This window comes from Terrihabitans soli (assembly GCF_014191545.1).
Taxonomy (GTDB): domain Bacteria; phylum Pseudomonadota; class Alphaproteobacteria; order Rhizobiales; family Methylopilaceae; genus Flaviflagellibacter; species Flaviflagellibacter soli.
Genome location: NZ_AP023361.1, coordinates 3,054,631 through 3,078,570, shown reverse-complemented (window position 1 = coordinate 3,078,570; position 23,940 = coordinate 3,054,631). Strand labels below are relative to the sequence as shown.

At 63.4% G+C, this 23,940-nt stretch carries 26 protein-coding genes; 6 read left to right on the top strand and 20 right to left on the bottom strand.

The annotated features are described in order from the left end of the window. Window positions 1-125 precede the first annotated feature (125 nt). Window positions 126-734 (top strand): SH3 domain-containing protein, encoded by a 609-nt coding sequence (locus IZ6_RS15710; protein WP_222875964.1) that lies wholly within the window; start codon window positions 126-128, stop codon window positions 732-734. A 118-nt stretch (window positions 735-852) separates the two neighbouring features. Here the strand turns inward: IZ6_RS15710 and irrA are convergent, their stop codons facing one another. The 9 genes from irrA to dnaK form a co-directional block, all read right to left on the bottom strand. Continuing rightward, entirely contained in the window at window positions 853-1,245 is a 393-nt protein-coding gene (irrA, locus tag IZ6_RS15705; RefSeq protein WP_222877667.1) for an iron response transcriptional regulator IrrA, read from the bottom strand. A gap of 201 nt (window positions 1,246-1,446) precedes the next feature. Next, window positions 1,447-2,061: a 2,3-bisphosphoglycerate-dependent phosphoglycerate mutase gene (locus IZ6_RS15700; RefSeq protein ID WP_222875963.1), complete on the bottom strand. Its 615-nt coding sequence runs from the start codon at window positions 2,059-2,061 to the stop codon at window positions 1,447-1,449. A gap of 12 nt (window positions 2,062-2,073) precedes the next feature. Continuing rightward, window positions 2,074-2,877, bottom strand: a complete 804-nt coding sequence (dapB, locus tag IZ6_RS15695) for a 4-hydroxy-tetrahydrodipicolinate reductase (RefSeq protein WP_222875962.1) — start codon at window positions 2,875-2,877, stop codon at window positions 2,074-2,076. A 6-nt stretch (window positions 2,878-2,883) separates the two neighbouring features. Further along, on the bottom strand, window positions 2,884-3,174 hold the full coding sequence (locus IZ6_RS15690) for a DUF1330 domain-containing protein (RefSeq protein ID WP_222875961.1): 291 nt from the start codon (window positions 3,172-3,174) through the stop codon (window positions 2,884-2,886). A 30-nt stretch (window positions 3,175-3,204) separates the two neighbouring features. After that, a complete protein-coding gene (gene pyrF / locus IZ6_RS15685; protein ID WP_222875960.1) occupies window positions 3,205-3,906 on the bottom strand; it encodes an orotidine-5'-phosphate decarboxylase in 702 nt (233 codons plus the stop codon). Next, window positions 3,903-4,469 (bottom strand): NADPH-dependent FMN reductase, encoded by a 567-nt coding sequence (locus tag IZ6_RS15680; protein WP_222875959.1) that lies wholly within the window; start codon window positions 4,467-4,469, stop codon window positions 3,903-3,905. Before IZ6_RS15680 ends, pyrF begins: the two co-directional genes overlap by 4 nt. Beyond that, window positions 4,466-5,092: a class I SAM-dependent methyltransferase gene (locus IZ6_RS15675; RefSeq protein WP_222875958.1), complete on the bottom strand. Its 627-nt coding sequence runs from the start codon at window positions 5,090-5,092 to the stop codon at window positions 4,466-4,468. The genes IZ6_RS15680 and IZ6_RS15675 overlap by 4 nt, the downstream gene beginning before the upstream one ends. A gap of 53 nt (window positions 5,093-5,145) precedes the next feature. Continuing rightward, window positions 5,146-6,276: a molecular chaperone DnaJ gene (dnaJ, locus tag IZ6_RS15670; protein WP_222875957.1), complete on the bottom strand. Its 1,131-nt coding sequence runs from the start codon at window positions 6,274-6,276 to the stop codon at window positions 5,146-5,148. Between the two features lie 89 nt (window positions 6,277-6,365). Next, on the bottom strand, window positions 6,366-8,270 hold the full coding sequence (gene dnaK / locus IZ6_RS15665) for a molecular chaperone DnaK (protein WP_222875956.1): 1,905 nt from the start codon (window positions 8,268-8,270) through the stop codon (window positions 6,366-6,368). 325 nt (window positions 8,271-8,595) lie between these two features. Between dnaK and IZ6_RS15660 the strand changes: the two genes are divergently transcribed. Continuing rightward, window positions 8,596-8,892 (top strand): hypothetical protein, encoded by a 297-nt coding sequence (locus IZ6_RS15660; protein ID WP_222875955.1) that lies wholly within the window; start codon window positions 8,596-8,598, stop codon window positions 8,890-8,892. 111 nt (window positions 8,893-9,003) lie between these two features. Here the strand turns inward: IZ6_RS15660 and IZ6_RS15655 are convergent, their stop codons facing one another. Both IZ6_RS15655 and grpE read right to left on the bottom strand, forming a co-directional pair. Continuing rightward, window positions 9,004-9,261: a hypothetical protein gene (locus IZ6_RS15655; RefSeq protein ID WP_222875954.1), complete on the bottom strand. Its 258-nt coding sequence runs from the start codon at window positions 9,259-9,261 to the stop codon at window positions 9,004-9,006. Between the two features lie 102 nt (window positions 9,262-9,363). After that, entirely contained in the window at window positions 9,364-9,927 is a 564-nt protein-coding gene (gene grpE / locus IZ6_RS15650; RefSeq protein WP_222875953.1) for a nucleotide exchange factor GrpE, read from the bottom strand. A 101-nt stretch (window positions 9,928-10,028) separates the two neighbouring features. Between grpE and IZ6_RS15645 the strand changes: the two genes are divergently transcribed. Continuing rightward, entirely contained in the window at window positions 10,029-10,334 is a 306-nt protein-coding gene (locus tag IZ6_RS15645) for a DUF2251 domain-containing protein (protein WP_222875952.1), read from the top strand. On the opposite strand, the gene IZ6_RS15640 is transcribed toward IZ6_RS15645, so the two are convergent. Then, window positions 10,335-11,153 (bottom strand): ABC transporter permease, encoded by an 819-nt coding sequence (locus IZ6_RS15640; RefSeq protein WP_222875951.1) that lies wholly within the window; start codon window positions 11,151-11,153, stop codon window positions 10,335-10,337. It lies immediately after the preceding gene. Beyond that, window positions 11,150-11,911 carry an ABC transporter ATP-binding protein gene (locus IZ6_RS15635; protein ID WP_222875950.1) on the bottom strand — a complete coding sequence of 254 codons (762 nt, stop codon included), beginning with the start codon at window positions 11,909-11,911 and terminating at the stop codon, window positions 11,150-11,152. Before IZ6_RS15635 ends, IZ6_RS15640 begins: the two co-directional genes overlap by 4 nt. A 101-nt stretch (window positions 11,912-12,012) precedes the next feature. Between IZ6_RS15635 and IZ6_RS15630 the strand changes: the two genes are divergently transcribed. Further along, complete coding sequence (locus IZ6_RS15630; RefSeq protein ID WP_222875949.1) at window positions 12,013-13,311, top strand: ActS/PrrB/RegB family redox-sensitive histidine kinase; 1,299 nt, start codon at window positions 12,013-12,015, stop codon at window positions 13,309-13,311. 104 nt (window positions 13,312-13,415) lie between these two features. Then, on the top strand, window positions 13,416-13,964 hold the full coding sequence (locus IZ6_RS15625; RefSeq protein WP_222875948.1) for an ActR/PrrA/RegA family redox response regulator transcription factor: 549 nt from the start codon (window positions 13,416-13,418) through the stop codon (window positions 13,962-13,964). Between the two features lie 127 nt (window positions 13,965-14,091). Here the strand turns inward: IZ6_RS15625 and IZ6_RS15620 are convergent, their stop codons facing one another. The 7 genes from IZ6_RS15620 to IZ6_RS15590 all read right to left on the bottom strand — a co-directional run bounded on the left by IZ6_RS15620 (window position 14,092) and on the right by IZ6_RS15590 (window position 22,059). Then, window positions 14,092-14,592 carry an MmcB family DNA repair protein gene (locus tag IZ6_RS15620; protein WP_222875947.1) on the bottom strand — a complete coding sequence of 167 codons (501 nt, stop codon included), beginning with the start codon at window positions 14,590-14,592 and terminating at the stop codon, window positions 14,092-14,094. Window positions 14,593-14,686: 94 nt separating this feature from the next. After that, the gene (locus tag IZ6_RS15615) at window positions 14,687-15,199 is read right to left on the bottom strand and encodes a copper chaperone PCu(A)C (protein ID WP_225873939.1); all 513 of its coding nucleotides are present in this window, start codon (window positions 15,197-15,199) and stop codon (window positions 14,687-14,689) included. 63 nt (window positions 15,200-15,262) lie between these two features. Next, the gene (locus IZ6_RS15610; RefSeq protein ID WP_222875946.1) at window positions 15,263-15,631 is read right to left on the bottom strand and encodes a DUF2946 family protein; all 369 of its coding nucleotides are present in this window, start codon (window positions 15,629-15,631) and stop codon (window positions 15,263-15,265) included. Next, complete coding sequence (locus IZ6_RS15605) at window positions 15,632-18,835, bottom strand: efflux RND transporter permease subunit (RefSeq protein ID WP_222875945.1); 3,204 nt, start codon at window positions 18,833-18,835, stop codon at window positions 15,632-15,634. Between the two features lie 10 nt (window positions 18,836-18,845). Then, window positions 18,846-19,997, bottom strand: coding sequence for an efflux RND transporter periplasmic adaptor subunit (locus IZ6_RS15600; RefSeq protein ID WP_222875944.1), 1,152 nt, complete (start codon window positions 19,995-19,997; stop codon window positions 18,846-18,848). A 122-nt stretch (window positions 19,998-20,119) separates the two neighbouring features. Beyond that, entirely contained in the window at window positions 20,120-21,604 is a 1,485-nt protein-coding gene (locus tag IZ6_RS15595) for an NAD(P)/FAD-dependent oxidoreductase (protein WP_222875943.1), read from the bottom strand. After that, entirely contained in the window at window positions 21,601-22,059 is a 459-nt protein-coding gene (locus IZ6_RS15590; protein WP_222875942.1) for a GtrA family protein, read from the bottom strand. Before IZ6_RS15590 ends, IZ6_RS15595 begins: the two co-directional genes overlap by 4 nt. Window positions 22,060-22,190: 131 nt before the next feature. Here IZ6_RS15590 and IZ6_RS15585 point away from each other — a divergent pair, with 131 nt between their 5' ends. After that, window positions 22,191-23,933 carry a hypothetical protein gene (locus IZ6_RS15585; RefSeq protein WP_222875941.1) on the top strand — a complete coding sequence of 581 codons (1,743 nt, stop codon included), beginning with the start codon at window positions 22,191-22,193 and terminating at the stop codon, window positions 23,931-23,933. Window positions 23,934-23,940: the final 7 nt, after the last annotated feature.

Below are 23,940 nucleotides of genomic sequence, written 5' to 3'. Positions count from 1 at the left end.
TATTTTAAAGAGGTGGCTTCGGGGTTCTGCGCTGTTCGTCGCGGAAGTGTCCAACAACGGGTTCCCAAAGACAATTGGGAAGGGTGGACATAAAACTCGGCCGGAAGACAGGGTTGCGTAACCAGATGGATAGTACAGCGTATTTCGGGCGCACCGCGCTGCGGGCTGCCGCCTTCTCGGCGTTGATCGCCGGTCTCGCTTATGCCGTTTTCTTTGTCGTGCAGCCGGGCAATCCGGTCGCAACGCTTGCGCCGGCCGAGGCGCAGGCCGCGAAATCGACAACGGGCGCCATGGCGGTCGGCGCCGTCACCGGCCTGCCGCTGCCGCGTTTCGTCAGCCTGAAATCCGATCTTGTGAATGTGCGCCGCGGCGCCGGCACCGAACACGATGTCGTCTGGGCCTATCACCGCACGGGCCTTCCGGTTGAGATCATCGCCGAATGGGATAATTGGCGGCGCATCCGCGATGCCGACGGCGCCGACGGCTGGGTGTTCCATCGCCTCCTGGGCGGCAAGCGCACAGCGCTCGTTGCACCCTGGTCGACGGAAGCGGTTCTGCCTTTGCGTCAGGACGATGCGGCGGACGCGGCGGTCGCCGCGCAGCTGCAGCCGAAAGTTCTCGCTAATGTCTCGGCCTGCACCGGCGAATGGTGTCGCATTTACGGCACGGGCTTTGACGGCTGGATCCAGCAGGATCTTTTGTTCGGCGTCTATCCGGGCGAACAGTTCGACTGAGCTTCAAAGCACCGCCGAAAAACAAAAGGCCCCGAAGCGGGGCCCCGAGCGCTTCGCGCTCAACAAACAAAAAGGGCCCCCTATGGGGCCCTTGTTCGTTTTTGCATTTTGCAAAAGATCAGGAGTTCTTGCCCTTGCGGCGGAGGCGCACGACGACGTCGATGCGCGCGATCTCCATGCCTTCCGGCGCTTCCGGCAGGCCCGACACCAGCATGTGGTCGCCATGGATATCCATGAGCTGATTTTCGCCCTCGACCAGGAAGTGGTGATGGTCGGAGACATTGGTGTCGAAATAGGTCTTGGCGCCATCGACCGCGACTTCGCGCAGGAGGCCGGCCTGGGTGAACTGGTGCAGCGTGTTGTAGACGGTCGCGAGCGAGACCGGCACGCGGGCGCGCATCGCCTCTTCGTGCAGGATTTCCGCCGTCACATGGCGGTCGCCTTTGGCGTAGAGCAGGCGGCCGAGCGCAATGCGCTGGCGGGTCGGGCGGAGGGCAACGCCGCGGAGCATGCCGCCGACATCGCGCGCAACGCAGGCGGAGGGGCGAAGCCCGCAATCGAGTGTCTTGTTCGCCTCTTCAGCCATCGTCCCTTGTCCGTCCGGTTCCATAATCATAGGAAGGCCCGCCGCGAGGCGGGCCAATTGCTTGAACTATACCAAAGCGCTGTATACCACCGCAAGCTTTAAGCAATCTGTTAGAATTGCTCTAAGTTAGGGCTCCCGGTGGCTGACGACACGCGAATCCGGGCCGAGCGTGTAGATCATCGGCACACCGGTTTCGACCTCGCGGGCGATGATGCTGTCCTGGGTATGTCCTTCCAGCACCATGATAAGCGCCCGAAGCGAATTGCCGTGCGCGGTCACGATCACTCTTTTGCCGGACATGACCTCGGGCAGGATCTCCCGGACATAATAGGGCAGGGTCCGCGCCAGCGTGTCGCGCAGGCTTTCGCCCCCGGGAGGGGCGATGTCGTAGGAGCGGCGCCAGATATGCACCTGCTCCTCGCCCCATTTCACCCGCGCCTCGTCCTTGTTGAGGCCCGACAGGTCGCCGTAATCGCGCTCGTTCAGCGCCTCGTCGCGCACGACCTTGAGATCGGTCTGACCGAGTTCGCCGAGAATGATGTCGAGAGTCTTCTGGGCGCGCGAGAGGTTGGAGGTGAAGGCGCGGTCGAAGGTGATGCCTTCGGCTTTCAGCTTCCGGCCGGCCTCATGCGCTTCCTTGACGCCCACATCTGTCAGGCCGGGGTCTTTCCAGCCGGTGAACAGATTTTTGAGGTTCCATTCGCTCTGCCCGTGACGGACGAGGACAAGCGTACGTTCCATTAAATTACCACCTTAGAGATCGGCGATGCCCAGGACATCGGCCATGGAATAATGACCGGGCGACCGGCCTTTTCCCCAAAGCGCTGCACGAATGGCGCCGGCGGCAAATATGCCCCGGTCTTCTGCCTTATGTGAAAGTTCCAGCCTCTCGCCGGGCCCGGCGAGGATGACCGAATGCTCGCCGACGACGGAGCCGCCGCGCAGCGTCGCAAAGCCGATCGTTCCCGGCTTGCGGGCGCCGGTATGGCCCTCGCGCGATTTTACGGCTGCATCATTGAGCGAGACCTCGCGGCCTGAGGCCGCCGCATCGCCGAGAAGGAGCGCGGTGCCGGACGGCGCATCGACTTTGTCGCGATGATGCATTTCGAGAACTTCGATGTCGAAATCCGGCAAAGCCGCCGCCGCCTTGCGGACGAGCGCGGCCAGAAGATTGACGCCGAGCGACATATTGCCGGAGCGGATCAGCACGGCATGACGCGCGGCAGCGTCGAGCTTTTTGAGATCGTCATCGACAAACCCCGTCGTGCCGATGACATGCACAATCCGCGCCTGCGCAGCCAAAGCCGCGAACTCCACGGTTGCCGAAGGCGAGGTGAAGTCGAGCACGCCTTCCGCCTGGGAGAAGGCGGTGAGCGCATCGGAGGTGACGCGGATGCCGGTTTCCGGCAGGCCGACCAGCGCCCCGGCGTCCGAGCCCAGCGCCGGAGAGCCTTCGCGTTCGATGGCGGCCGCAAGCGTCGCGCCCGGTGTCAGAAGGAGCGCGCGGATCAGCGCGCATCCCATACGTCCAGCGGCACCGACGACAACGAGGCGCATCTTTTTCTACTCCAGCCCTTCGACGGCGACCCATTCGGCTTCGCAATTGCCGTCGCGGAACTTCTTGGCCGCCTGATATTCCGGCGAGTTCCAGCAATCCACCGCAGCCTGATAACTCGGGAATTCGACAATCACATTGCGCGAACGCGCGGTGCCCTGCAGCGCTTCATGCTTGCCGCCGCGCGCCAGATATCTGCCGCCGAACTTTGCGACCGCAGGCGCCGCCGCCTGCGCATAGGGCGCATAGCCGTCCGGGTTCGTCACATCCACGCGCACAATCCAATAGCCCTTGGGCATGTTTCTCACATCTCCAACCGAACGGGGGTTCTACAGCGCCGTTTCGATCTCCGCCACGATGCTGTCTGCGGCGGCTTTCGGATCCTTGGCGGCCATAATCGGCCGCCCCACAACAAGATAGTCGACCCCGGCGGAAATCGCCTCGGCCGGGGTCAGGGTACGTTTCTGGTCTCCGGCAGCGCTCCCGGCCGGGCGGATGCCGGGGGTGACGATGGCGAGGGACGGTCCGGCGGCATCGCGCACAAGCGAGGTTTCGGCCGCCGAGCAGACAATGCCGTCGAGGCCGATGGTGCGCGCCTGTTCGGCCCGTAGGCGCACAAGATCGCGGATCGCCAGGCCATAGCCCGCTTCGGCCGCGTCCGCATCGTCATAGGAAGTGAGCGCGGTGACGGCGAGCAGCTTCACATCGGCATCGCCGCGCCCTTCGACGGCAGCGCGCATGGTCTGCGGATAGGCGTGCACGGTGAGGAAGGTCGCGCCGATTCTGGCGAGGCTCGCAACGCCGCGCGCGACCGTATTGCCGATATCGTGCAGTTTGAAATCGAGAAAGATCTGCTTGCCTTCACCGGCAAGTTTTTCGGCGAGGGTCAGGCCGCCGACAAAGCCGAGCTCATAACCGATCTTGTAGAAGGCCACGCTGTCCCCGAGCGTCCTTACCGCGCGCTCGGCGGCGGTGACATCGGCAAGGTCGAGCGCGACGATCAGCCGGTCGCGGGCAGGGATCTTCGTCACGATACGTACCGCTTTGCGTTGGCGATCAGAGCGTCAAGGCAGCGATCGGCCGATTTCAGCGCAGCGTCAACAAGATCGCCGTTGGCGTCATAGGCTTTCGAGGCCTGCGGCACGGAGATCATTTCGGGCTGAACGAAAGCGTTGCAGCCGAGCTCGAGAACCTGCCGCGTCGCCATGAGGCTGCGATAGGCGCCGAGCCGTCCGTCCGAGGCGCCGCCAAGCGCAAAGGCGCGGCTGCGGAAGACGGCGCCTTTTTCGACGCGGCTGATCCAGTCGATCGTGTTCTTCGTCAGCGGGGTGATGCCGGCATTGTATTCGGGCCCGGCGATGAAAATGCCCTGATGCTCGTAGAACAGCGCGCAGAGCTTCTTCGCGTTCTCAGGCGGGCCGTCCGCTTTCTCGCGGTCGCCGTTGTAGAGCGGCATGTCGTAATCGGTAAGGCTGATATGGCTGACATGCGCGGCGCGCGCGGTCAGGCGGCGCACGACAAAGCTGGCAAGGGTTTCATTGAGCGAACCCGTGCGGACCGATCCGGCAAATACGAGAAGTTTCGGTTCGCTCATTCCCGGTCGGTGGCCGCGGGAAGGCGGTAGGTCCATACGCGCGCCGGCGGCACATTGCGCCAGATCAGCGGGCTGCCGGAAGCTTCCGCATCGCCGATCGCAAACAGCGGGATCGGCGGGGCGACCATGTAAGTGAACTGGCAGAAGGGCGCGCCGGGAGCGGCGAGCGCGAAACAGTCATTGAGGAACTTGGCGCGGCGCGGCACCGGCTTGGTCAAGAGCGGCAGGCTCGACACGATGCCGGCGACAGGACCGGTGAGGACGTTCTGCGTCAGGCCGATCACGTCATAGGCGTCGCCCTGCACGATCGTCGCGCGCGGAAAACGCTGGCGCAGAAGATCGACAAAGCCCGGATTGAATTCGAGGAGAACGAGCCGGCTCTCATCGACGCCGCGGCGGATGAGGGCTTCGGTAACGGGGCCTGTGCCCGGACCGATTTCGAGAACCTGGCCCTCGACCTCCGGATCGATGGGCGCCGCCATCATATCGGCCAGCGCCTTGCCCGAGGGCGAGACCGCGCCGGTGATGAGAGGCTTGTCGATCCAGGATTTAATGAACCGCGCTTCGTCCCGAAGATTGGGCCGCTTCTTGAGACGTTCGGCAAAAGGCGCGGGCTGGGTCATCGGGAAGGAACTCGCGAGGCAGGAGGCCGAACGGCCGCCTGTATATGACTTACTCAGACGTCGCGGGTTCCGAACAGATCCTTGACGCGGGCGAAGAAGCCGGTGGCTTCCGGATGGTTGTCCTCGTTAGAGGCCTGCCGGAATTCCTCCAGGAGCTCACGCTGCCGCTTCGAGAGGTTCTTCGGAATCTCCACTTCGACCTGGATATAAAGATCGCCAATTTCACGCGAACGCAAGACCGGCATGCCCCGGCCTTTGATCCGGAACTGCTTTCCGGACTGGGTGCCGTCGGAAATCTTCACTTTTTCCCGGTCCCCGGAAATCGTCGGCACCTCGATCTGGCCGCCAAGGGCCGCTTCCGTCATGGCGATCGGCACGCGGCAGTAGAGATCGGCGCCGTCACGCTGGAAAAACGCGTGGGGGGCAAGCGACAGGAAAATATAAAGATCGCCCGAGGGGCCGCCGCGCAGTCCGGCCTCGCCCTCGCCGGCGAGACGGATACGGGTGCCTTCTTCGACGCCCGGCGGGATGTTGACCTGCAGGGTCCGTTCGCGTGTGACGCGGCCCTGGCCCGAGCACGAGGTGCAGGGGTCGTCGCACACCTCGCCGCGCCCCTGACAGGCGTGGCAGGTACGCTCCATCAGGAAAAAGCCCTGACTCGAACGGATCTTGCCGGAGCCGCCGCAGGTCGAGCACTGGTGCGGTTTACAGCCGGCTTTGGCGCCGGAGCCGCCGCAGCTTTCGCAGGTGACGGGGGTCGGCATGCGCACTTGGGCGGTCTTGCCGGTGAACGCGTCCTCGAGCGTGATCTCCATGTTGTAGCGGAGATCGGAGCCGCGGGTGGCGGAGGAGCCGCCGCGGCCGCGCCGGCCCATGATGTCGCCGAACATGCTCTCGAAAATATCCGCCATGCCGGCGCCGAACTCGGCGCCGCCGAAACCGCCCATGCCGCCGCCGTTCTCGAAGGCCGCGTGGCCGAACCGGTCATAGGCCGCGCGCTTCTGCGGGTCCTTCAGCGTCTCATAGGCGACGTTGATTTCCTTGAAGCGCTCCTCGGCGGTGTGATCGCCGGGATTGCGGTCGGGATGGCATTCCATCGCCTTTTTGCGGAAGGCCGATTTGAGATCGGGTTCTTTCGCGGCCCGGTCGACGCCGAGCGTTTCATAAAAACAGCGTTTCGCCATCGCTCAGCCCAAAAAACAAAACCTCGTCCCGGCGTCCAAAGCCATCACGGGACGAGGTTTGATCATGTGTTGCAGTCCCCGGCGCAGAATTACGCCGACTTCTTGTCGTCGTCGACTTCCTCGAAATCGGCGTCGACCACATCTTCCTTGCCGGCCGAACCGGCATCGCCGCCGCCTTCGCCGCCTGACTGCTGCTGGGCGTAGAGGGCCTCGCCGATCTTCATCGCGGCTTCCGCCAGCGACTGGGTCTTGGCCTGGATGTTCTCCACGTCCTCGCCTTCGAGCGCGGTGCGCAGTTCGCCGATCGCAGCTTCCGTCGCGGACTTGTCCGCGGCCGGCGCCTTGTCGCCGAGTTCCTTGATCGACTTCTCGGTCGAATGGATCAGGCTCTCGCCCTGATTCTTGGCTTCCACCAGCGCGCGCCGCTTCTTGTCGGCCTCGGCATTGGCTTCGGCGTCCTTGACCATCTTTTCGATGTCGGCGTCGGAAAGGCCGCCAGATGCCTGAATACGGATCTGCTGTTCCTTGTTCGTCGCCTTGTCCTTGGCCGTCACGTTGACGATGCCGTTGGCGTCGATGTCGAAGGTCACTTCGATCTGCGGCGTGCCGCGCGGCGCCGGCGGAATGCCCATGAGATCGAACTGGCCGAGCAGTTTGTTGTCGGCCGCCATCTCACGCTCGCCCTGGAAGACGCGGATCGTCACGGCGCTCTGATTGTCGTCGGCCGTCGAGAAGGTCTGCGACTTCTTGGTCGGGATCGTCGTGTTGCGGTCGATCAGGCGCGTAAAGACACCGCCGAGCGTCTCGATGCCGAGCGAGAGCGGCGTGACGTCGAGCAGAAGGACGTCCTTGACGTCGCCCTGCAGAACGCCGGCCTGGACGGCGGCGCCGATGGCGACGACTTCGTCCGGATTGACGCCCTTATGCGGCTCCTTGCCGAAGAAGGCTTTGACGACTTCCTGAACCTTCGGCATGCGGGTCTGGCCGCCGACGAGAACGACTTCGTCGATGTCGGAGGCTTTGAGGCCGGCATCCTGAAGCGCCTTGCGGCACGGATCGACGGTGCGCTGCACGAGATCGTCGACCAGCTGCTCGAACTTGGCGCGCGTCAGCTTCAGCGTCAGATGCTTCGGACCCGAAGCGTCGGCCGTGATGAAGGGCAGGTTGATTTCCGTCTGCTGCGCGGAAGACAGTTCGATCTTCGCCTTTTCGGCAGCTTCCTTCAGGCGCTGCAGAGCAAGCTTGTCGTTACGAAGGTCGATGCCCTGTTCTTTCTTGAACTCATCGGCCAGGAAACCGACAAGGCGCATGTCGAAGTCTTCACCGCCGAGGAAGGTATCACCGTTCGTCGACTTCACTTCGAACACGCCGTCGCCGATCTCAAGAATCGAAACGTCGAACGTGCCGCCGCCGAGGTCGTAGACCGCGATCGTGCCGGTGGACTTCTTGTCGAGGCCGTAAGCGAGCGCGGCCGCCGTCGGCTCGTTGATGATGCGGAGCACTTCAAGGCCGGCGATCTTGCCGGCGTCTTTCGTCGCCTGGCGCTGCGCGTCGTTGAAGTAAGCGGGAACGGTAATGACGGCCTGAGTGACCGTCTGGCCGAGATTGGCTTCGGCCGTTTCTTTCATCTTCTGCAGGATGAAGGCCGAGATCTGCGCCGGCGAATATTTCTTGCCGTCGACTTCGACCCAGGCATCGCCATTATCGCCCTTGACGATGGGGAAGGGCGAGAGCTTGCGGGCCTTGACGACCTCGGGGTCGTCGAAGCGGCGGCCGATCAGGCGCTTGACCGCGAAAATGGTGCGCTCCGGATTGGTGACCGCCTGGCGCTTGGCCGGCTGGCCGACCAGACGCTCGCCCTCGTCGGTAAAGGCGACGATGGACGGGGTGGTGCGGGCACCTTCAGCGTTTTCAATGACTTTGGGCGTCGAGCCGTCCATGACGGCGACGCAGGAATTGGTTGTACCGAGGTCTATACCGATGACCTTCGCCATGACTTTTCATCCCCTTAACGTTCAGCGAGACCAGTTGGGGCCCCAAAAGGCACCCCGGTTCAAGGCCGTCCTGCCACTGGCAGGCAGCGGTCTCCCAAAGAAAAAATACACACCGGAAAAACGGCGTTGGCCGCTATATAAGAAGGGGGTTTTTGAGCCGCAAGACAGGTCGCTAACGCCGCCGTGATGAATTTCATCAAAGGCTTTTGTGAGACCCCGTCGCCTTCCCCCACCCCTCTGCTAGACTGACGCCCAAAGGAACCTCCGCTCAAAGCCCCGGGGCGGACGTCACATAGCCAAAAGCGGGGCTTTTTGGGAGGGGCTTATGTCGCCCGCAATCATCAACCTTATCGTCCAGCTCATTTCTGGCGCGGTCGGCGGCAATGCCGCAGGCAAGGTCAGCCCGAGCTTTGATCTCGGCACGCTGGTGAATTCAATTGTCGGCGCGATCGGCGGCGTCGGTGGCGGCTATCTGCTGTCGATGCTTGTCCCCGCGCTTGCCGCGGCGGAAGGCGCCGGAATTGACGTTGCAGCCATCGCCAGCCAGGCGGTCGGCGGCGGCGTTGCCGGCCTCGTACTGACGGCGATCATTGGCGCCATCAAGAACAAGGCCGCAGCCTAAGGGCTAAAAAAGCCGCCGGCCAACGGACGCGGGTCAGCTCGGGTTCGGCAAATCTCAACTCGCCTATAGCCGAGTTGAGCGGCCGGCGGCGTCATGTATGTGCACTCGCCGTTATGATGCGAGAAGCGCCATGGGATCGTCGTCGATCAGGACGACGTAATTTCCCTTGTCGAGCACGCACACCTGCGTTCCCAATCGCTCGGCCAGAGCGCCGGCGACATGCAGCGCCGTCGACAAACGAAGATCGTGAATGGTGACGTCGCTCTGGGAGCTCAGGGGTGGCAGGACGCGTGCGGTCGAACCGTCATCGCCGATATCGACGGAGACTTCTTCGGGCTTGGCCCGGCTGCCTGTGCGAAACATAGGCATGTCGCTCACCCAACTCTTTCTCAAAGGAAAGAATTCGGTTTCGCTAAAATTGATCCGCGGTTGCAGAGGCGGATCAACGCGCATGGTTTGCGGAAGGTTAATTTAAGCCTTGCGGTCGAGGCCGGCTTCGGGCTTCGGGCCGCCTTTGGACACGCCCACCATGGCCGGGCGCAACAGGCGTCCCGAAATGGTGAAGCCCGGCTGCACGACCTGAACCACCGAGCCATTGGGCTGGCTCGGATCGGGCACTTCGAACATCGCCTGATGCAGGTTCGGATCGAAACGCTCGCCCGGCTGCGGATCGACCTTGGCGACGCCGTGCTTGGCGAGAACGGATTCGAGTTCGCGATGGGTGAGGCCGACGCCCTCCGTCAGCGCTTTCAGCGCCGCATTGTCTTCGCCTTCGGGCACCGAGCCGAGCGCGCGCGAAAGATTGTCGGCGACCGTCAGAAGATCGCGCGCAAAGGATGTCACCGCATAGGCGCGCGAATCCGCGACCTCCTTTTCGGTGCGCTTCCGCAGATTTTCCATTTCGGCGAGGGTGCGCAGGGCGCGGTCCTTGAGCTCGGCGTTTTCGGCGGCAAGCTTGAGGATCGCGTCAGCCGCGGCCTCGATGTCGGGCCCGGCCTCGGGAGCCGGCTGTTCGTTGATGTCGCTGTCGGTCATGTGCCCCGCATATCAGGAAGAAGACGCAGAAAATCAAGCGCTGGCTTATATTCGGGGTCCGATGGCGTCCCGAAAGGGTGACCCGCATGGCGGATATGTATGTGAGTTCGGCGCTGCCCAGCGGTGCCGGAGCGGTCTTCGAGTATGACGGCGAAACCGGGTATTTTTATCTTTTCGATATGCATCAGCCGGACGGGTCGCAAATCGTCGCCCATATTCACATCGTCAGCGCGGAACCCGGTTTCGGCCAGGACGACCTCGAGATCGTCTGGAGCGCCGAAGACCGCTATGTCGGTCTCACCATAAAAGGGGCTCTCTACGCCGCTTTCGACACCACGACACAAGAGAGATTCGGCGGAACCGAAGCCGGGTTTGAAATCCCCGATCCCGTACGCCAGGCGTTCTGATTACTCGGTATTGGACGCCAGAAGCGAGCCGGCCGTCCGCGCTCCGTCGAGGAGACGCAGGAACACCAGAACGGCAATTCCGAAATATATGGCGTTGAGGCAGAGCGCCCAGAGCATCAGATCGCTGCGGAAAACCCCCTCGACCAGCAGCGCCCGCATGCCCTCGAAGACATAGCTCGGCGGCAGGGCCCAGGCGACATATTGCGCCGCGGGCGGCAGCACCGCCACCGGATAGAAGACGGCCGAGAGCGGCATCATGATGAAGATGGCCGTCCAGGCGAGACTCTCGGCGCCGAGGCCGTGGCGCAGGATGAGGCCGGCCACGACCAGCGACACCGCCCAGGCGGTGAAGATGAGATTGATGAAGAAGAGGATCAGCGGAAAGCCGAGCCCCCAGAGATTGAAGCCGAACAGAACGAGGGCGATCAGCGAGACCGGCACAAGGCCGATCAGAAGGCGCACAATGCTCATCACGCCGAGCGAGCAGACGAATTCGAGCGGCGTCAGCGGGCTCATCATCAGATTGCCGATGTTCTTGGCGTACATCTCCTCAAGGAAGGTGATGGAAAAGCCGAGCCCCCCACGCACCAGAATGTCCCAGAGCAGGATCGAGCCGAGCAAAGTTCCGGCGGCGGCCGCAGCGCTCCCCGATTGCTGGCCGACCCAGGTCTGCAGGAAGCCCCAGGTCAGCATGGACATGGCCGGCCAGTAGACGATTTCGAGCAGGCGCGGCCAGGACGACCGCAGCACATAGATCTGGCGCATCACCATCGCGCCGATGCGCGCCGGCGAAAATGCGCGATAGGCGATATCCCTCACAGCGCGCCCTCCAGCGCCGCCATGGCCGCTTCCCCGCGCGCGACATCGATGAAGACATCCTCCATCGTCTCGCGCCCGTATTTTTCGAGAAGTTCCGTGGGCGTCGCGTCCGCAACGATCTTGCCGCGCCGCATGAAGACGACGCGGTCGCACAGGCGCTCCACCTCGCGCATATTGTGCGAGGCCAGAAGGATGGTCGCGCCCTTCTTCGTCCGGTGATCTGAAATCCGGTCGCGGATCCAGCCGGCGGTGTCGGGATCGAGCGAGGCGGTCGGTTCGTCGAGCAGCAGCACTTCCGGATCGTTGACGAGCGCTTTGGCCAGCGCCACGCGCGTCTTCTGTCCGGCCGAGAGCTGGCCGGTCTTGCGGTCGAAGAAGGGAAAAAGTTCAAGCTCTTCGGCCAGTTGCTGTGCCCGCGCCTTGGGATTTGGGTGTCCGTACAGGCGCGCAAAGGTCAGAAGGTTCTGGCGGACGGTCAGGCGGCCCGGCAGATCGACATAGGGACTCTGGAAGTTCATGCGGTGCAGGACGCTGTGCCGCTCGCGCATCATGTCGGCGCCGAGAACGCGTGTTCTGCCCGAGGTCGGGCGCAGAAGCCCCATGATCGAGGTGATCGTCGTCGTCTTGCCGGCGCCGTTGCCGCCGAGAAGTCCGACGATTGCGCCTTTGGGGATCGTCAGGCTGACCCCGTCGACGGCGGTCACGTCATCGTAAATCTTGACGAGGTTCTCGACCTCGATGGCGGGGATATCGGACATCGGAGGGCTATCTAGCCCCTCGAAGCGGATTTATCGAGGGGCTAACCATCTCAGCGCGCGGCCGATTTCGCAGGCCGCCCGGCTTGCGCTAAAGAAGAGCCATGCCCGACACCTTCTCGCAAATGTCCGGTTTCTCCCCGGCCTATCTGCTCCGGCTCGATACGCTTATCCGGCTGCGCTGGCTGGCCATTGCCGGGCAGACGGCCGCGGTGGTCGGGGTGTTTTTCGGGCTCGGCGTCGAGCTGCCTCTGGCGATGTGCTTCGTCGCCATTCTGGCCTCGGCGGTGCTGAACATTTTTCTGCGCCTCGTCTATCCGGTGACCGAACGCCTCGATACGCGCCGCGCCGCGATGCTGCTCGGGTTCGACATCGTTCAGCTCGCCATTCTTCTGGCTCTCACCGGCGGTCTCGAAAATCCGTTCGCCATGCTCTTTCTCGCGCCGGTTCTGATTTCGGCGACAAGCCTTCCGCCGCTGCCGACGACTCTGCTCGGCATTCTGGCTTTCGTCTGCGTCAGCGTGCTGGCCGTCTTCCATATGCCGCTGCCCTGGCCGGGCGGCGTCTTCCAGGTGCCGGGTCTTTATGTGGCGGGTGTCTGGACCGCGATCTGCCTCGCGCTCGGCTTTATCGGCATTTACGCTTGGCGCGTTGCCGATGAAGGCCGCCAGCTCTCCGATGCGCTGTCGGCGACCGAACTCGTTCTGGCGCGCGAGCAGCATATGTCGGCGCTCGATGGGCTCGCGGCCGCTGCGGCCCATGAACTCGGAACGCCGCTCGCCACCATCCGCCTTGTGGCGCGCGAACTCGAGAAGACGGTGCCGGAAGGCCCGGTGCGCGACGACGTCCATCTGCTGCGCGAGCAGGTCGACCGCTGCCGCGAGATTCTGCAGAAGCTGACCTCGCTGCATGAGGAAGATGCGCCGCACACCGAAATGACGATCCGGCATCTGATCGAGGATGTCGTGGCGCCGCATCGCGAATTCGGCGTCGCCATCGAAATCGACGCGCCGGAAAAGGACAGGAACGAGCCGGTCGCCCGCCGCAATCCGGGCGTCCTCTACGGTCTCGGCAATCTCGTTGAAAACGCCGTCGATTTCGCCAGCCAGAAGGTGCAGATCACGGCCCGCTGGGACGAGAGCGAGATCGGCGTGACCATAAAGGACGACGGCCCGGGCTTCCCGCCGGAGGTCCTTGCCCGCCTCGGCGACCCCTATCTCACCACCCGAGGGGCGGGCCGGGCGCCCCCGGAAACCGACCGGCCGGGGCTCGGCCTCGGTGTCTTCATCGCCAAAACCTTACTCGAGAGGTCAGGGGCCAAAGTCGGCTTCGAAAACGGCGAAACCGGCGCTGTGGTCACGGTTTTATGGCCCCGATCGGCCTTTGAGTTAGCCAAGGTCTAAGCTTTTCGGTCCGGTTTGGCCCTAAAGGCTTGTGTCTTGGTGGTGTTGCACAATAGATGTGCGGCAAAAGGAGCCGCCGGAGAGCGGCCCGGGAACCAGCGATTATGGCCGATACCGCCGCCCCCCAGGGCGATCTTTCTTTGCTCATTGTCGACGATGACAAGGCGTTCGTGCAGCGCCTTGCCCGCGCCATGGAAACGCGCGGCTATATCGTCCACGCCGCCGAAAGTGTCCGCGAGGGCCTGGCTCTCGTCGACAGCGCGCAGCCCGCCTTTGCCGTGGTCGATATGCGGCTCGGCGACGGCAACGGGCTCGATGTCATTTCGGCGCTGAAACAGCGCCGCCCCGATGCCAAGGGCATCGTTCTGACCGGTTACGGCAACATCGCCACCGCCGTTACCGCGGTGAAACTCGGTGCCGTGGACTATCTGGCCAAGCCCGCCGACGCGGACGAAATCCATGCCGCTTTGATGGCGCTTCCGGATTCGAAGCCGCGTCCGCCGGAAAATCCGATGTCGGCCGATCGCGTGCGCTGGGAGCATATCCAGCGCGTGTATGAACTGTGCGGACGCAATGTCTCGGAGACGGCGCGCCGTCTCAACATGCACCGCCGCACGCTGCAGCGCATTCTGGCCAAGCGCGCCCCGCGTTAGTGTCCCGGAAGAGCTGCGCGTAGCGCAGTGAATATCCGGGACCCAGGATTAACGCGCGGCTTTGCCGCTCTCTATATCTGGACCCCGGATCACGCGACGCGACTTCGTCGCGCGCTGTCCGGGGAACTCACATCAATTCCGCCGCCATTTCCGGATCGCACAGAGTGTGCAGCCGGTGCGCGGTCGTGTGTGCAAGATGCAGCGCCATCATGCGCCGCGTCGCGCCCGCGAGCGGGTGTTCGTCCGGCTCGCGCAGGACCTGCGCGCCGTAACGGTCGGCTAAGATGAGGCCCGCCTCATCGGGAATGATGTCTTTGGGAAAATCCGGATCGACCGCGAAATAAAGCCGGTCGCAATGGGCGCGGTAATCCTCCCATTTATTGTCCGCCTGAAAATCGGCGAGGCAGGATTTGATCTCGATGATGAAGATGCGGCCCTTCGGGCAGAAGGCGACAAGATCGGCGCGCCGGCCCGAAGCGAGCGGCAGTTCCGGCACGCAGGACAGTCCAAGCGAGCGCATCAGACGCATCGTGCCGCGGGCGATATCGGAAGCGCGCGGCGATTGACGGCCGTCGGGCCGCAGACGTTCGGCGGGTGAGAGGCCGATCAGAATCTCGTTTTGTTCCATCCGATAACCATGCGCGTTGAGACGCGCGTTGCAAGTCTGTTCTCATCCCGAAAAGAAGAAGCCCGCTACAGCTTCTGTAGCGGGCTTCGTATTTTCAGTGGTGCTTGTGCTCTTCGGCGGGGGGCGCGGTGCCGGGCTTGGCGTTCGGGCCTCCATAGCCCATGCCTTCGACGGCAAATTCGACATCGATCTTGCCGGCTTTCTCAAAGGTCAGCGTGGCGGGAATGCGCATGCCTTCGGCGAGCGGCTCCTTCAGATCGATCAGCATGAGATGATAGCCGCCGGATTTCAGCTCGAGCGATCCGCCGGCGGGAATGTCGATGCCGGTGACGGGCCGCATTTTGGCGACGCCGTTCTCATTGATCGATTGATGGATTTCGACTTTTGCGGCGCCCGAGGTTTCGACAGCGATGAGCGTGTCGGCCTCGGTTCCGGTGTTCTTCACCGTGAGATAGCCGGCGCCCGTCTGCGCTGAGGGCGGCGTTTCGCGCGCCCAAGGGTGGCCGATCGCAAGCGATCCGATTTTGTAGCCGTGAGCGGATACGGGGCCGGTGAGAAGAAGCGCGGCAAGCATGAAAGCGCCGAAATGGCGCGTGAAAGTGAACATCGAACTCTCCAAAAGACAGGGAGCGGAGCATCAGCCCGCAGGTCAAGTTTTCGTTGGGAGAGTTCAGAGAGGCGGGGCGCGGGCCGATTGCGGGCCGAGTCCGGCGGTCGCGACAAAAACGCTGTCGCTAAGCTGCGCGAGCGTTTCAAAAAAGATCGAAGGTTCAGAGACTTCGAGTGCCGCTTCCGGCGGCGGAGCCGGAACTGGTACGGCGCTGAGGCAGCATTCGGAGGAGTGGTCCGTGCCCGAAGGGATGCCCTGATCGGACGCCTTCCGATCGAGACCTGCGCTGCGGCACAGCTCCATCGAAAGCGGCGCCTGCCCCGCCATGGAGGCGGCCGCATGCGCGGCCACCATCGGCTGGAAGGCAAGCAGCCAGGCGATGAGGATCCGCAGAGCGGTTCTTCCGAGCTTATGAATGGGGAGACCCATTCAGCGTTTCTGGCGTCCCTTGGGCTTGCGGGCAAACGCCGCGATGTCGCGGGCGCCGCCGCGGCCGAGACTGACCAGGCGCGGCAGGATGTAGGAGCCGAAATTCTCGGTCGTCCAGCGGACCACGACATAGAAGACCGGGGTCAGGAACAGGCCGAGCACGGTGACGCCGATCATGCCGAACACGACCGCCGTGCCGATGGCCTGGCGCAGTTCCGCGCCGGCGCCCGAGGCGATAGCGAGCGGCACCGTGCCGAGGGTGAAGGCGAGCGAGGTCATGAGGATCGGGCGCAGACGCTGGCGGCAGGCCTCGATGACGGCCTCAACCGTCGTCTTGCCTTCCTCTTCATTCTGGCGCGCGAACTCGACGATCAGAATGGCGTTCTTGGCGGCAAGGCCGACCAGCACGACGAAGCCGATCTGCGTCAGGATATTGTTGTCCTGCCCGCGCAGCATCACGCCGAACAAAGCAGCGAGAATGGACAGCGGCACGATCAGGATGATCGAGAAGGGCAGCGACCAGCTTTCATATTGCGCGGCGAGCACGAGGAAGACGAACAGAACGCCAAGCATGAAAATGTAGATCGGATTGCCGGCATTGCGTTCCTGATAGGCAAGCTCCGTCCATTCATAGCCGACGCCCGGCGGCAGAACGCGCGCGGCGATCTCTTCCATCTTGGCAAGCGCGGTCGATGATGAGACACCCGGCACGCCCTGACCCTGCACCGACACCGCGGTGTAGAGATTGTGGCGGTTGACTGTGTAGGGACCGGTCGCGTCCGAGATCTTCACAAGTGTTCCAAGCGGCACCAGCGCGCCGGCAGACGAGCGTACTTTGATGCGCGTCAGATCGGCGGATTCGATGCGGTAGGGTGCATCGGCCTGGGCGTTGACCTGGAAGGAGCGTCCATACGCCGTGAAGTCGTTGACATAGGCCGAGCCGATGAAGACCTGCAGCGCCTGGAAGATATTGCCGACGGGCACGCCGAGGAGCTGGGCCTTTTCGCGGTCGATATCGACATAGATCTGCGGCGAACGGGTGTTGAAGGTCGTGAACACGCCCATCAAAGTCGGCTCGGTCGCGGCCGCCGTCGTCACTTCGGTGACGGCCTGTTCCAGCGCACGGATGCCGACGCCGCCGCGGTCCTGGATCTGCATGTTGAAACCGCCGCCGGTGCCGAGGCCCTGAACGGAAGGCGGCGCGATGACGATGACGAACGCATCTTCAATGCCGGATACGCCGGCCTGAAGATCGGCGATGATCGAGGTCGCATCGCGATGTTTGGGCACGCGCGTCTGGAACGGCTCGAAGGGCGTGAAGATCGCTGCGGCGTTGGAGGCTGCGGTGAAGGTCGCGCCGGAGAAGCCGGCGATGCCGATGGCGTTGGCAACGCCGTCGGTCTTGCGCGAGATCTCGATGATCTTGCGGACGACGGCATCGGTGCGCTGCAATGATGCGCCTTCCGGCAGCTGCACGGCGACGATGGCGTAGCTCTGGTCGCTCTGCGGGATGAAGCCCTGCGGCACGCGGCCGAAGACGAAGATCGTCAGCGCGACAAGCGCGCCGTAAATGCCGAGCGCGATGATCTTGTGGCCGACGACACGTTCGACGCCGTGCGAATATTTCAGCGACAGCCAGTCGAAGCGCTTGTTGAACCCGTCCGCCGCGCGGCGGATCAGGCTGCGCTTGCTGCCATGCGCGTGCGGACGCAGCAGCATGGCGGCGAGCGCCGGAGAGAGAGTCAGCGAATTGAAGGCCGAGATGATGGTCGCGGCGGCAATCGTCAGCGCGAACTGTTTGTAGAACTGGCCGGAAATGCCGGGAATGAAAGCGGTCGGCACGAACACCGCGGACAGAACGAGGGCGATGGCGATGACGGCGACGCCCACTTCGTCCATGGTGATATGCGCGGCTTCGCGCGGCGTCTTGCCTTCGGCGATATTGCGCTCGACGTTTTCGACGACAACGATGGCATCGTCGACCACAATGCCGATGGCCAGGATCAGGCCGAACAGAGTCAGCATGTTGATCGAGTAGCCGAAGCCCGCCATGACGGCGAACGTGCCGATCAGCGAGACGGGAATGGCGATGATCGGAATGATCGCGGCGCGCCAGCTCTGCAGGAAGATGAGCACGACGAGCACGACGAGCGCGATCGCTTCCCAGATCGTCTCGGTGACGGCCTCGATCGAGTCGGCGACGAATTCGGTCGGGTTATAGACGACGGCGTAATCGAGGCCCTTCGGGAAATCCTTCTTCAGGAGTTCCATTTCGTTGAGCACGACTTCGGCGGCGGCGAGCGCGTTCGAGCCCGGGCGCTGATTGATGCCGACGCCGACCGCATACTGCCCGTTGAGATAGGAGTTCGTTGTATAGGTCTGGGCGCCGAACTCGACGCGCGCGACATCCTTCAGACGCAGGAGGCGGCCTTCGGCGCTCTTGATGATGACGTCCTTGAACTGCTCGGGCGTGCGGAAGCGCCCTTGCGTCGTCACCATGACCTGGAAATCGGTATCGGCCGGCGCGGGCGGCTGGCCGAGCGCACCGCCCGAAACCTGGACGTTCTGTTCCTGCAGCGCGCCGACGACCTCGGCCGGCGTCAGCGAATAGGAGGCAAGCTTCAGCGGATCGAGCCACACACGCAGCGACAGTTCGCGCGCACCGAAGACGAACATGTCGCCGACGCCTTCGAGGCGGGCGAGACGGTCGCGGATGTTCAGATAGACGTAAGTCGAGATGTAAAGTTCATCGAGCGTCTGGTCGGGCGAATAGAGGTTCACGACCATGAGGAAGTCGTTCGACGACTTGTTCACGCGGACGCCTAAGCGGCGTACCTCTTCCGGCAGGCGCGGTTCGGCCTGGTTCACGCGGTTCTGCACCTGAACCTGCGCGATATCGAGATCGGTGCCGATTTCGAATGTCACCGTCGTTTGCAGAACGCCGTCGGACGTTGCCTGCGAGGTCATGTAGATCATGCCCTCGACGCCGTTGATCTGCTGTTCGATCGGCGCGGCGACGGTTTCGGCGATGGTTTCGGCGTTGGCGCCCGGATAGGTCGCCTGAATGACGACGGTCGGCGGGGCAATGCTTGGATATTGCGCGATCGGAAGATTGACGAGCGCGACGAAGCCGATCACCACCGTGATGATGGACACCACGGCTGCGAAGATCGGGCGGTCGATGAAGAAGTGGCCGAAGCGCATCGATCCGGCCTCAGTTCTCTATCTTGTCGGGACGCGTCAGATCGTCCGGCACTTTGATCTCAACCGGCGTCGGCACGACCTTTCCGCCCGGACGCGCGCGCATCAGGCCGTTGACGATCAGCGTGTCGTTCTCGGTGATCCCTGAGGTCACGACGCGGAATTTCCCGATGCGCGGGCCGGTCTGAATTTCTTTCGGCTCGACGACGCCGTCCTTGTTCACCGTCATGACGATACGGCGCGTCTGGTCGAGTGTGATCGCGTCGTCGGGAATAACCAGCGCTTCATAGGGCGGGCGCGTCTGCAGTTTGACGCGGCCGAAGAGGCCGGGCGTTACGAACTGATCGGCATTGGGCATCACCGCGCGCACGCGGATCGTGCCGGTCGCGGGATCGACCTGATTGGCGATGAAGTCGAGCTTGGCCTGATGCGTGAAGGTCGTTTCGTCCGACAGCGCAATGAAGACCTGCTGATAATGCTGCGACAGCGCCTCGCCGGTGCGCGAGCGCTGATAGGTCAGGAAGCTCTGCTCGTCGACGTCGAAATAGAAATAGACCGGATCGAACTGGACGATCGTCGTCAGCAGCGTGCCGGCCGAGCCGTCGGAGACGAGATTGCCTTCGGTAACGAGCTTGCGGCCGACTTTGCCGGAGATGGGCGCGGTGATGTCGGTATAGCCAAGGCTGATGCGGGCGCGCTCGAACTCGGCCTTCGACTGGTCGAGATTGGCCTGCGCCTCGAGGAAGGCCTGATTGCGCTGCTGGAACACCGACTCGGGGATGTTGCCGGTGCCGCGCAGCTCCTGGCCGCGCTTCTGTTCCTGGGCGGCGAGATCGAGCCGCGTCTGATTGGTGCGGATGGCCGCTTCCGCCGCTTCCGCGGCCGCCTTGAACTGGGACGAGTCGATGCGGAACAGAAGATCGCCCGGTTTGACGATCTGGCCGTCTTCGAAGTGGACGCTCTCGAGCTCACCGGCGACTTGCGCGCGGACCTCGACATAATTTGCAGCTTCAAACCGCCCGGGCATTTCCGCCCAATCGACGACCTGTCGTTTGACGGCCTTTGCGACCGAGACCGGCAGCGCCGGCATTTCCTGCGCCGTGGCCGGAAGTGCGAATGAAAACAGCAGGATAGCCGCAGTCGAGAGGCGGAGAGAGGAGAGCATGGAAAGTCCGTTGTCGGAGCGCTAGCCCGCAAGATCATGTCGCAGGTGGTACCCTGCAATCCCCGGGCATTTCCTTAAAGCAGCAATGTGGCTTAAGGGCCACGGGCGACTTTGGTCTAAGCTTACGCGGCCCGGCCGGGAACAAGGCGTTCGGACGCGAGCGCGGCGCGCTCGCCGGACGTGCCGGATTCCGAATATTCGGCGTCTTCGTTGACACCCCAGACATCGTAGACGCGCTTGCCGGCGAGGATGTTTTTGACCGTCAGCATCGCGGTCATCATCGCGTGGTCCTGATTATTGTATTTGTGCATGCCGTTACGGCCGACGAGGTGCAGCGTCGGGAACGAGCCTTCCATGTCGAGGCGGATCGCCATGACGTGGTCGCGATACTCTTCGTCATACACCGGATAGGCCTTGGGCTGGCGCACGACGCAGGCATCGACGATGAGGTCCGGGTCGCAAAGACCGATCTGGCCGATTTCCTTTTTCGCCAGCGCGACGAGATCCTGATCGTCCGCCGACCAGAGGCCGTCGCCCTCGAAGCAGAAATATTCGAGGCCGAGACAGGCATAGCCCGGTGCCGGCACCATGTCGGGCGACCAGGACAGGAAGTTCTGCACGCGGCCGACCTTTACCGACGGATCGTGGATGTAGATCCAGTTGTCCGGGAAGAGATCGGTCTCCGAGCGGATGATCAAGGCGACGGTGAGGAAGTCGCGGTATTTCAGCTCGCGCGCATGGAAGAGGCTCAAGGGCCGCGGCGACATCGCCGTCGAAAGCTCGCGGATCGGTGCCGAGGAAATGACGTTGCGCGCGGTGAAGGTTTCGATTTCGCCTGAGGCGAGGGAAACGCTCACCGTCCAGATGCCCTGTTCCGAGTTCCAGCTCATGCCCGACAAAGTGCGACCCATGAGAATTGTGCCGCCCTTCGCGCGAATCTTGTCTGCGGCGGTCTCCCACATCATGCCGGGGCCGCGGCGCGGATAATCGAAGCTCTGAATCAGCGTCTTGATCTGGCCTTTGCCGCCGCCGCCAAAGCCGAGCGCGTTCTTGATGGCCGAGAAAAGATCGAGGCCCTTGATGCGCTGCGCTGCCCAATCGGCCGAGATGTCGTCGCAGGACATGCCCCAGACCTTTTCCGTGTAGGTGCGGAAGAAGATCGAGAACAGGCGCTCGCCGAACTGATTGCGGACCCATTGGTGGAAGGTCTTCGGATCTTTCACCGGGCGGACGCGCGCCCAGGCATAGGACAGGACGCAGGCGACGCTGTTCATGATGCCGAGATTGAACAGAGCCTCACGCGCTTTCAGCGGGTAGGAGTAGAATTTGCCGCCATAGAAGATGCGCGACAGGCGCGGCCGCTGGATAAAATCGTCCGGCAGAATTTCGCGCCACAGATCGACGACTTCCTTCGACTTCGAGAAGAAGCGGTGGCCGCCGACATCGAACAGGAAGCCCTTGTAATCGACGGTGCGGGAAATGCCGCCGACATATGTCTCGTCGCGCTCGATGATGAGAACGTCGCGGCCTTCCTTTGTCAGAAGATAGCCGGCCGTCAGACCGGCAGGTCCCGCGCCGATGATCAGCGTTTCGATATCGGCGTTCATGCGCGCACGCGTCCTCTGAATGTCAGGAAGCGCTGGCCCGAATAGGAGAAGGCCGTAGCAGTGATCGCGCCGATCAGGAGCGCTCCGAGGGCCGGAAGATCCGGTGTGATGCCGCGCAGCGTCAGGAAGATCAGATAGGACAGGCCCTGGGCACCCAGCGCCACCGCGACATACCAGCTGCCTTCGAAGGGCTGGAGCCTGTGGCTGTCCCCGAATGTGAAACGGCGGTTCAGCCGCCAGGTCAAAAATGTTGCGGCGCCGAGCGAGGCGGCGCGGGCGAGCGGCTCGGGAACGCCTTCATAAGCCAGGAGCGAAAACAGGCCGGCATCGAGGATGAGGCCGGCGCCGCCGACCATGAGGAAGCGCGTCAGATTGAACGAAAAAACCAGCTGCAGCAAAGCGATAGCGGAAGACGGCCGCGCGGGAGCAGGCTTGGTGAGGGCGGCTGGCGGCACGGAATTGAACTCGGGTTACGGCTGGCGGGAGATTGGCCCGAAAAGCCTAAAGGATGCGTAACTCCACGCAGGCGCGGGACCTTTACCCGGCATGAACCCGGGCCGGGCATGTTGGCGGCGGGGAGTTTCAGATGAACTGGTCGCCGGTTCCGGACCTTATATCGCCCGGGCGTCCGGCGCGCGTGGCGCTCGCCGCCACGCTGCTCGTCGCCACGATCCAGGCGATGCGCGGCTGGAGCCGCCTGCCCGACTCGCTCGGCGACACCGACGACGCGCTGCGCCTGTCGATGGTTCGCGATCTTTTGTCCGGCCGTGCCTGGTTCGACACGCATATCGACCGCCTTCAGCCGCCCGAAGGTCTCGATATGCACTGGTCGCGCCTGCTCGATGGAGCGATGGCTCTTCTCGATGGGATACTCGGTCTCTTCTTGTCGCCCGAGACCGCCGAACTCGTCTTCCGCTTCGTTTGGCCGCTGCTTTGGGTGTTTCCGCTTGTGCTCGGTGCGGCGCTGGTTGCGCGCCGTCTCGGCGGTTCGGCCGCGGTGCTGGCCGCCGCGATCTTCATCGCGTCCGTTCCGGTGCAGATGCAGTTCGGCCCGGGAAGGATCGATCATCACAATGCGCAGATCGCGCTGTCCATGCTGGTGCTGGCCGGGGCGGTCAATCTCGAAACGCGCTGGGGGCCTTGGCTCGCCGGCATCGCGACGGGGCTTCTTCTCGCCATCGGACTTGAGGCGATCATCTTCGCCGCGCTCTGCGGCGTGAAAATCGCCCTGCGCTTTGCCGACGGCGCACACTACGCAAAGGCCGCGCGCCGCTATGCGCTGGCTCTGGGTGCGACGGCTTTGATCGCTTTCGCTGCGCAGACGCCGCCGCGGCTCTGGACGGCAACGGCCTGTGACATGCTTTCGGTCAATCTTCTGGCCGGTCTTGCGGCCGCATCGCTCGGCCTTCTGCTCGCAAGTTTTGTCAAAGGCGGACGCTTGCTGCGCCTCTTCGCGGTGCTTGCTGCGGGCGGCGTCTCGCTCGCCTTTTATCTCGGCCTCGATCCCGCTTGCGCGTCCGGCCCCTTCGCGCATATGGCGCCGCGCCTCAAAACCGACTGGTTCGACCATGTCGTCGAAGTCATGAGCTGGCCGGACTTCTACAAAATCCGGCCGCCGTTGGCCGCGACGCTGATGGCACCGCCGGTGCTGGCCCTGATCGCTTTTGCAATTGCGGTGGTGCGTGAGCGCAAGCTCCTTCGCGATCCCGCCTTCATTCTCGTCGTCGCCGTTTTCATCGCGGCCCTGCTGTCGGGCTTCTTTGTCGTGCGCTCGCTGTCCTATGCCGGCGCGTTTGCGGCAGTGCTTCTCGCCGGAGTGTTCCCGCTTCTTTTGCCGAAGCGGATCGGCGGAAACTTCGTGGCGACAGGGATCGCCGCGCTTCTCATTTCGCCGACACCGATCGCTTTTGCGGCCGCCGCTATCGCCGGATCGCAGCGGGCCGAGACCTCCGCAGACCGCAAGCTGTGCACGGCCAGCGCAAGCTTTGCGGAATTTGCCGCGGTCACTCCGGGCCTTGTTCTCGCCGATATCGACACCGGGCCGCATCTCCTGGCGCATACGCCGCACAGCGCGCTGGCGGCTCCCTATCACCGGATGGGCGAGGGCATTTCCACGGCGCACGATCTGTGGGCTGCACCTGCCGGGTTCGCGGTATCGCTGCTGAAAACGCGCGGCGTTGTTTATGTGATGCTGTGCCCGGCCCGCGGCACCTCTCCCGTCGCTTTCCCCAAAGACAGCCTGCGAACGGCGCTGGAAAAAGGCGATGTGCCTTCGGGGCTCGATCCCGTGCCGGCCGGCGATGTGTTCAAGGTGTGGCGGGTGAAGTGAGGCACGC

What these genes read in the sequence shown, in the direction of transcription:
- IZ6_RS15710 (WP_222875964.1), top strand. Translation starts at nt 126, where the DNA reads ATGGATAGTACAGCGTATTTCGGGCGCACCGCGCTGCGGGCTGCCGCC.
- irrA (WP_222877667.1), bottom strand. Translation starts at nt 1,245, where the DNA reads ATGCTCCGCGGCGTTGCCCTCCGCCCGACCCGCCAGCGCATTGCGCTC.
- IZ6_RS15700 (WP_222875963.1), bottom strand. Translation starts at nt 2,061, where the DNA reads ATGGAACGTACGCTTGTCCTCGTCCGTCACGGGCAGAGCGAATGGAAC.
- dapB (WP_222875962.1), bottom strand. Translation starts at nt 2,877, where the DNA reads ATGCGCCTCGTTGTCGTCGGTGCCGCTGGACGTATGGGATGCGCGCTG.
- IZ6_RS15690 (WP_222875961.1), bottom strand. Translation starts at nt 3,174, where the DNA reads ATGCCCAAGGGCTATTGGATTGTGCGCGTGGATGTGACGAACCCGGAC.
- IZ6_RS15680 (WP_222875959.1), bottom strand. Translation starts at nt 4,469, where the DNA reads ATGAGCGAACCGAAACTTCTCGTATTTGCCGGATCGGTCCGCACGGGT.
- IZ6_RS15675 (WP_222875958.1), bottom strand. Translation starts at nt 5,092, where the DNA reads ATGACCCAGCCCGCGCCTTTTGCCGAACGTCTCAAGAAGCGGCCCAAT.
- dnaJ (WP_222875957.1), bottom strand. Translation starts at nt 6,276, where the DNA reads ATGGCGAAACGCTGTTTTTATGAAACGCTCGGCGTCGACCGGGCCGCG.
- dnaK (WP_222875956.1), bottom strand. Translation starts at nt 8,270, where the DNA reads ATGGCGAAGGTCATCGGTATAGACCTCGGTACAACCAATTCCTGCGTC.
- IZ6_RS15660 (WP_222875955.1), top strand. Translation starts at nt 8,596, where the DNA reads ATGTCGCCCGCAATCATCAACCTTATCGTCCAGCTCATTTCTGGCGCG.
- IZ6_RS15655 (WP_222875954.1), bottom strand. Translation starts at nt 9,261, where the DNA reads ATGCCTATGTTTCGCACAGGCAGCCGGGCCAAGCCCGAAGAAGTCTCC.
- grpE (WP_222875953.1), bottom strand. Translation starts at nt 9,927, where the DNA reads ATGACCGACAGCGACATCAACGAACAGCCGGCTCCCGAGGCCGGGCCC.
- IZ6_RS15635 (WP_222875950.1), bottom strand. Translation starts at nt 11,911, where the DNA reads ATGTCCGATATCCCCGCCATCGAGGTCGAGAACCTCGTCAAGATTTAC.
- IZ6_RS15630 (WP_222875949.1), top strand. Translation starts at nt 12,013, where the DNA reads ATGCCCGACACCTTCTCGCAAATGTCCGGTTTCTCCCCGGCCTATCTG.
- IZ6_RS15625 (WP_222875948.1), top strand. Translation starts at nt 13,416, where the DNA reads ATGGCCGATACCGCCGCCCCCCAGGGCGATCTTTCTTTGCTCATTGTC.
- IZ6_RS15620 (WP_222875947.1), bottom strand. Translation starts at nt 14,592, where the DNA reads ATGGAACAAAACGAGATTCTGATCGGCCTCTCACCCGCCGAACGTCTG.
- IZ6_RS15615 (WP_225873939.1), bottom strand. Translation starts at nt 15,199, where the DNA reads ATGTTCACTTTCACGCGCCATTTCGGCGCTTTCATGCTTGCCGCGCTT.
- IZ6_RS15610 (WP_222875946.1), bottom strand. Translation starts at nt 15,631, where the DNA reads ATGGGTCTCCCCATTCATAAGCTCGGAAGAACCGCTCTGCGGATCCTC.
- IZ6_RS15605 (WP_222875945.1), bottom strand. Translation starts at nt 18,835, where the DNA reads ATGCGCTTCGGCCACTTCTTCATCGACCGCCCGATCTTCGCAGCCGTG.
- IZ6_RS15600 (WP_222875944.1), bottom strand. Translation starts at nt 19,997, where the DNA reads ATGCTCTCCTCTCTCCGCCTCTCGACTGCGGCTATCCTGCTGTTTTCA.
- IZ6_RS15595 (WP_222875943.1), bottom strand. Translation starts at nt 21,604, where the DNA reads ATGAACGCCGATATCGAAACGCTGATCATCGGCGCGGGACCTGCCGGT.
- IZ6_RS15585 (WP_222875941.1), top strand. Translation starts at nt 22,191, where the DNA reads ATGAACTGGTCGCCGGTTCCGGACCTTATATCGCCCGGGCGTCCGGCG.